Genomic DNA, 5,525 nt, shown 5'->3' with positions numbered 1-5,525 from the left:
CGTTCCACCACTGCATCCAGCACCACGCCACTGAGTCCATCTTCGGGTTCGAGAACACGGAGTGTGCCCTAATCTTCATCACCTTGAAAGGGGTGGCTCTAAGCGGTTGGCGCCAACGCGCGGCTCAGCTGCGGCAAGCGCAGTGAGACGCCTAGTTCTACTCCCTTAGTTGACCATCAATCAATATGTCGGCCACCAAGCCTCCTTCCACGCGAACCATGAGTCCGACGGACAGCCAGTCCACAGCTCCCCACACGACGCTACCCAATAAGACGGTGATGCTGCTGGCGGCAGCGGCGGGATTGCCTGTCGCGTCGCTGTACTTCAGCCAGGGGTTGCTTGGTGTGCTTGCCGACGATATCGGGGCGTCCGGGAGCACGATCGGCCTCGTGCCAACGCTGCTGCAACTTGGCTATGCGGCGGGGATCTTGCTGCTTGCGCCGCTGGGAGAGCGATTTGATCGCCGTCGCATCATCGTTCTCAAGGCGACGGCTCTGACGTTGGCACTCCTGCCTGGAGCTCTCTCCCCGGGAATTGGGATGCTGCTCGTTGCCAGCGCCTGCATTGGCTTCACGGCGACGATGGCGCAGGACGTGGTGCCGGCCGCGGCGACACTTGCGCCCGACAGGCATCGTGGAAAAGTGGTGGGTACGGTGATGACAGGTTTGCTGATGGGAATGTTGCTGTCAAGAGCGGTTGGAGGCTTCGCGGCGGAGCACCACGGCTGGCATGCGATGTTCTACATGGCGGCGGCGAGCATTGCATTGATCGGAGTGGCGTGCTGGCGAAAGCTGCCGCGCTTTCTCCCAACCGCGCGGATGTCTTACCTCTCGCTGCTTGCCTCACTGCTCAAGCTGTGGAGACAGTATGGCGACTTGCGCCGCGCGACGCTGGCACAGGGCTTTCTGTCGCTTGGGTTTAGCGCATTCTGGTCGACGCTGTCGGTCATGCTCCACGCTGCGCCGTTTCATTTGAACGGCACTAGCGCGGGCGCGTCCGGACTGGCTGGGGCCGCCGGGGCGCTTGCCGCGCCGTTAGCTGGCCGCGTTTCGGACAAGCGCGGTCCCGAGCTTGTCACGCGGCTCGGGGCTACATTGACGGCGGCGGCATTCGGGGCGATGCTTTTTTCTCCCCTGCTGGCCCCATTTGCGCAGCTCGCATTAATAGCTATCTGTGCGATCTTATTCGACCTCGGTGCGCAGATTTCCCTCGTTGCACGTCAGACGATCACCTACGACGTCGACCCGGGTGCGCGCAGCCGACTCAACGCAGTGCTTTTTGTAGGATGTTCACCGGCATGTCGTCGGGGGCCGCTTTGGGAAGCTTGCTGTTGGCCCGTTCGGGCTGGGTTGGCGTGTCGGCCCTGGCGCTCGGTAGCGCATTGGCCGCGCTCCCGTCGCTGATCGCGAGGGCGTTGGGGCTACGGCCGGCAGATTTGCAGCGGGCCGGACCGCGTGGGGACGTTCGGCACCAAAAGGTGGTTCGGGTGACACATATTCCGCGTGGGAATGGCTGTTATTCGTGTCTGGTGTCTACCGCGCCGGAGCATCTTATTCCAGCATAGCAGCCTGGTTGCGCGAAGGTCGGATATTGGGCGCTGGTCGACTGGCACAAACGCGTTCTCGACGAATGCCTCGCTAAGCCGGCCCTCGGGTTAGCGGTCACTGGTGAGGTTGATTGACCGCCGCGTGGCGTACCGTCGCTACGCGGCTCGGCACCACGTTCTCCAGCCGAGTCACGCAACTTTCTGATTCTTGTAATCCAACACAGCCGCCGTTGGATGCGGCACATGAACTGAGGAACATCTCATGTATGAGGTCTACGCTTTCTCTACGCCTAACAGCGTCAAGGTCCCTATCGCTTTGGAGGAGCTCGGGGTGCCGTATGAACTTCACGCCGTCAACGTACGCCACGGTGAGCAGAAGCGTGATAGCTTTCTCGCGCTCAACCCCAATGGGAAAGTGCCGGTAATCGCGGACCTGGAGCGTGCCTTTGTCTTGAGCGAATCGGCGGCCATTCTGGTCTACCTTGCGGAAAAGCACGGGGAACTCCTTTCTCGTGACCCGGCTGCCAGAGCTAGGACGTTTGAGCAGTTGTTTGTGCACGCGTCGGGCCTCAGTCCGGCCTTCGGGCAGGCCGGCTACTTCCAGAAGTTTGCGCCTGAGCAAATTCCTCACGCGGTAGAGCGATTCGTCACGGAAGCGAAGCGGCAACTGGGGCTGCTCGATGGGATTTTGGAAGAGCGCGAGTACGCGGCAGGAGACGAGTTTTCCATTGCCGACATTGCTCATTTCGGTTGGATCTGGCGTCGTGGGTTTCCCGATCTGACGCTGGATGACTTCGACAACGTTCGGCGTTGGTACGATGCAGTGCAAAGCCGTCCGGCCGTTGGGCGAGCGATAAAGAAGGTCGAGGGGCTGGTTCCAGTTACCGCGTAAGTGTCAAATCTGGGCGGCCGATTCCGCGTAGCGGGTCTGCCGCTAGCAGTGGACCGGGCGGGGGCGGGCTGATATCGATCCAATATGGAGCCGCCTACCAGATGGGCGGCCGGTGATCTAGGCCGCGGAGACGTGGTGGGCCGGAGCCGAAGGTCTCAGATTGTCGACAGCGTGTGCGATGAATGCTCGAATCTTGGGCGTGACAGCGCGGGCAATGGGATAGAGAGCCTGGATGGACCGTCGTGGCGTCTTGAACTCTGAGAGCACCCGGAGCAGCGAGCCATTGTCGATGTGGCGCCGAACAGCGTAGTCGTGTAGGTAGGCGATGCCCGCGCCGGACGGCTCTGCATCAACGAGCGCATCGCAATGGTAGACAACGTTCCGCGCGATGTCGCCGACCTTCACAACACGTGGCGTGTCGCCAAGCGAGAAGTGCTAGTCGTGAAAGCGCCTGGTGCTTGGTGAAAAATACGCGACACAATCGTGGGCATGTAGATCGTCAGGAACCTCGGGGAATCCACGTTCGCCAAGATAATCGGGGCTGGCGCAGGCAATCAATTGTGTGGCACCGAGGCTGCACGACGCAAGATTCGAAGGAATCAGCGCCCCAACTCTGATCGCCAGATCGAAGCCTTCATCCAAGACATCGACCGGGGCGTCTGATAGGTTTGTTTCAACAACTAGCTTGAGATAGCGCCGCCTGAACGGAATCAGCATCGGAATCAGCATCGGAATCAGCACCGATCTGCCATAGCCAATAGGTGCCGTGATCCTCAGTCTCCCAGTTGGGCCGCTGGTCGACTCTATCAGCTCGGTCTTTGCGTCTTTTAGGTCTGCGAGGATTCTCCTACAACGTTCAAAGAAAGCCTCGCCCTCCGCCGTGATGCCGACGTTTCTCGTTGTGCGATTCAGCGACACCACGCCAGTCTGGGCCTCGAGGCGGCTGACTGCCCGACTCACTCCGGAGTTTGACAGGCCCATCATCCGGGCTGGCTCAGCAATGCTCTTCGCCTCTGCGACCCGAACAAACGCTTCAACCGACAATAGATCCATTAGCCTTTCCTTTGCCCAGCGCGTGAGGGTGGATCACGACGGGCCAATCATTGACCGCTTCGGGCATAGGCGAGTGCATCATTGATCCATCAATTCACCACGTCAGCTGCCGTGGCATGGTCGACGCAGCGCTCTGCTACAGCGCAGGAGCTGCAAATTGAGGCTGCCAGGAAGGCGCTGGCAATCCGAACACGCTGTCGACGGCCGCTTTCATCACGGGCCTTATTAGATCCGTCTTCAAATGCAAAAACGGGTCGTTTGAGGTCCCGTCGGAGTGAACCTATTCTAGCCACAATAGAACGGCTAACAATGCCCGACTCTACTCAATTCTGTTTTGCTCGCCAAGCAAATGTCGATGCTTTATGGCTAGCGAATGAGCCTCGCCGTTCTGCGAGTCCGCTGGAACGAATGCGCCACACAAACCGTGAAGATATCGATAAAACTGGCGATCTTGGGTAATCTTAACGGTTGTTTGCGTGTACCACCAACAGCCAGGAAGGGAGCATCCATCTTGAAAAGCCCATGTCTATCAGACTTGGTATGCTTCATTCTGAATCTAAAACTATTCGATGGGGGCAGACAGCGGTATTTCGGCACGATAGCCAAGACGCGACAGGAAGTGCTAGATGCCTAACACCGGCTGTAACGCGTTTGAGCTCGCATCGAGAATAACAGCGCCCCGAGAATACGCGGCCGGGGCATTCTTCGGAGGACATCATCATCTGTACGAAGAGGTACCGATTCAACAGTTCATTAGATCAACTGCGGGACGGCATGCGGTGGGGTGAGGGAGCCCTTTCGTGGAGAATGGGCGGCGGTGTGAATGTGCGTCGGTGCTCGCTGCATGCCGATCTTGAGCCTCAAATATAACCACTATGGACGTGAGAGACTCTTCAGTTATCTACGTCGTCGACAGCGACGAGATGGCGCGCCTATCTACGTATAACCTACTTCAGGCATCTGGCATGCGTGCCGAAAGTTTCAAATGTACGGAGGAATTTGTCAATTTTCGCGCTTCAAACTCGCCAAGTTGCCTTGTGCTTGATATTAATGTCAATGGAAATGGCTTGGAGTTCCAGAAAGAAATGCCGGTGCTCGGCCTGAAGATGCCAGTCGTCTTCGTATCGTGCAGGGAAAATACAGATGCGTGTGCGAAGGCGATGAAGGCTGGTGCATTTGATTTCTTCCTCAAACCTTTCTGTGAGGAAGAGCTCCTAAGCTCCGTGAGCCAAGCGCTTGAGCTGGATCGAAGACGTCTGGACGACGAAGAATCGATGTCGGCACTGCGCGCGGCCTACGGGTGTCTCTCTAAACGCGAGCGGGAGGTGATGGCGCTGGTGGTCTCGGGAATGTTGAACAAGCAGATCGCCTCGGCGGTGTATCTGAGCGAGATTACAGTCAAGGGCCACCGTGGCATGGTCATGAAGAAGATGATGGCAAAGTCGGTGGCCGATCTGGTGCGGAAGGCCGATGCGCTGGGGATCGGGCGAGGAGACAGATAAGTGCCATGAGGTCTAGGGCAAGGCCATGATGCGACGGGTTGCGACGGTGTCGAGCGACCCTGGCTTTGGTAGATCTGGCTGTGCGTGGACACAGCCTCTGGGGAACCGACAGCATCCGGATGTCTGTCTAGTCGTCGGCGGTCTCATCTTCGTATCCTTCAGCCGCTCTGTGAGCGAATAAAAAAGAACCCAGCTCGCGTGCTGGGCTCAACGGGGAAACACCATGTCCCTTGGGGATGGGACAGTTGATATGCTATGCACAGGGAGCCTGATAGGCCACCATACGAAGGTATCGTTTATGGGAGTGCAGGCTGGCGTGGCACGCAATCGTGCGTACACCTAAGCAGGGAGCGCTCTCGTATTCGGAGACTTCCGGCGTTATGAGAGACGTCTCAATCGATCCGAGAGACCTGTAGTCAGTGACAGGCCTCTATTCCCACCCCTTTCAAGGTGATGAAGATTAGGGCACACTCCGTGTTCTCGAACCCGAAGATGGACTCAGTGGCGTGGTGCTGGATGCAGTGGTGGAACG

Annotated in this window: 2 protein-coding genes and 2 pseudogenes; 3 read left to right on the top strand and 1 reads right to left on the bottom strand. The window is 58.3% G+C overall.

Annotated features, from left to right (window positions below; translation table 11 throughout):
* Positions 1 to 218: 218 nt before the first annotated feature.
* A pseudogene (locus tag ACYP5B_RS05620) lies at positions 219 to 1,393 on the top strand (MFS transporter); the annotation flags it as partial.
* 415 nt (positions 1,394 to 1,808) lie between these two features.
* Positions 1,809 to 2,438, top strand: a complete 630-nt coding sequence (locus ACYP5B_RS05615) for a glutathione S-transferase family protein (protein WP_459568907.1) — start codon at positions 1,809 to 1,811, stop codon at positions 2,436 to 2,438.
* Positions 2,439 to 2,555: 117 nt separating this feature from the next.
* On the opposite strand, the pseudogene ACYP5B_RS05610 reads toward ACYP5B_RS05615, so the two are convergent.
* Positions 2,556 to 3,491: pseudogene (locus ACYP5B_RS05610) on the bottom strand (LysR family transcriptional regulator).
* Between the two features lie 875 nt (positions 3,492 to 4,366).
* Here ACYP5B_RS05610 and ACYP5B_RS05605 point away from each other — a divergent pair.
* The gene (locus ACYP5B_RS05605; RefSeq protein WP_459568906.1) at positions 4,367 to 4,993 is read left to right on the top strand and encodes a response regulator transcription factor; all 627 of its coding nucleotides are present in this window, start codon (positions 4,367 to 4,369) and stop codon (positions 4,991 to 4,993) included.
* Positions 4,994 to 5,525: the final 532 nt, after the last annotated feature.

The sequence above is a fragment of the Cupriavidus sp. 8B genome, assembly GCF_054589115.1.
Note: the sequence above shows the minus strand (reverse complement) of the source record. Positions and strands in the feature narration are given on the sequence as shown.

Excerpts from the sequence above, each read along its gene's own strand:
- ACYP5B_RS05615 (WP_459568907.1), top strand. The coding sequence starts at position 1,809 with ATGTATGAGGTCTACGCTTTCTCTACGCCTAACAGCGTCAAGGTCCCT.
- ACYP5B_RS05605 (WP_459568906.1), top strand. The coding sequence starts at position 4,367 with ATGGACGTGAGAGACTCTTCAGTTATCTACGTCGTCGACAGCGACGAG.